Source organism: Rhodoferax sp. RT5P35 (genome assembly GCF_056521385.1).
Map to the genome: position 1 here is coordinate 1 of NZ_JBWMAX010000154.1, position 1,358 is coordinate 1,358.

A 1,358-nucleotide genomic window follows, 5' to 3' on the forward strand; every position below is an offset into this window, starting at 1 on the left:
CGGGTTGTATCTCTGGAAATCTCTGAATCTTTAAGCATGGTGTGCACGATCTGTTGCGTGCACACGATCTTGCGAGTGGAAAGGGCTCAGTTCAAGATGGGTTCGCCGGACGCTTACCCCTATTGCACCGTCTCGCGGTGTAGGGAAGGTGCCGCCTACACCGTCTCACGGTGCTATCCGGGCTACTTTTGCCCCTCTCTCTACACCGTCTCACGGAGACCATCTAGAGAAGCCATCTGTACATGCAGCTTGCACCACTCATTAAAAGAACAACACCATGACCACCACACTGACACACCACCACCTGACCGCCGAAGAAGTGACGGATGACCACGGCCAGGCCATCCTACTGAGTCAACAGGATGGGATAGACGAACCGCACACCGTCCTAGTTCACCCGTGGCAACTTCGCGCAGTCTGTGAGCAATTCGGAATTATCGCTAGCGACCCGCAGGCGGCCAAGACCATCGCCACATTGCAGCGCCGCATGGGGGCATTGCGTGACCGCATCGAGAGCCTGTCCGACTGGATGGCCCGGCACAGCGACCATAAGCACGCCGACCTGAGCTATGAAACGACACAACTGACCGCAATCGCAGACCTGGCCCATGAATGGTGCGCCGACTTCGAAGACGGGTTCGAAATTAGCGACCCTATGGTTAATCCAGCGCATACCTCGCAGACGGCTGTGTCTGCGCGCGTGGGGGCAAAAGAAAGCACCTCGCCCAAGAAATCCCCTGTCGCCGCGCAGCCGTCCCTCATCTAACCATCTCCACCACTCAAAGGACAACTATGTTTGACGCATACAAAATCGGCATCTCCCTTTCGTTGGCCACCAATGCCAGCAGCGTACTGGGCATACTGTCGCAGGGGCTGCGCAAAACCAATGAAGAAGCTAAGACCCTGCACAAGTCGATGGCCTTAATTGGTACGGCCATGGCGGCTGGAGGCTTTGCGGGTCTATCCGTACTCAACAAAATGTTGAAGCCCGCCGAAGAATACCAATCGCAGCTTGTCCGCATAAATATGGCCGGTATGCAGCAACGCGACATTGCCAATGGTGTGGCCGATGCCTGGAAGCTGGCAGGCCAGAACCTGACCACCACCGCGACCGGCAATATGAAGATGCTGCTGGACCTGCGCAACATCACCGGCAACATGGATGAGGCCCGGCACTTCCTGCCAGTCATGGCCCGTATGCAGACCGTCCTGGCCGCGTCAAAGGAATGAACCGCCCCGGGTTTTGAGGAGGCTCAAATCTCTGAGAGGATTGAGCCATGAAGAAGTCGAATAAGTTTTCCCCTGAGGTGCGTGAGCGCGCAGTGCGCATGGTGCAGGAGCACCGAGGCGAGTACCCT

The 1,358-nt window shown here is 56.9% G+C and carries 2 protein-coding genes; both read left to right on the top strand.

All coding sequences use genetic code 11. The annotated features are described in order from the left end of the window. Positions 1-277: 277 nt before the first annotated feature. A complete protein-coding gene (locus tag AC097L_RS24530) occupies positions 278-766 on the top strand; it encodes a hypothetical protein (RefSeq protein ID WP_479589330.1) in 489 nt (162 codons plus the stop codon). A 26-nt stretch (positions 767-792) separates the two neighbouring features. After that, entirely contained in the window at positions 793-1,230 is a 438-nt protein-coding gene (locus AC097L_RS24535) for a hypothetical protein (protein WP_479589331.1), read from the top strand. The last annotated feature ends 128 nt before the right edge of the window (positions 1,231-1,358 follow it).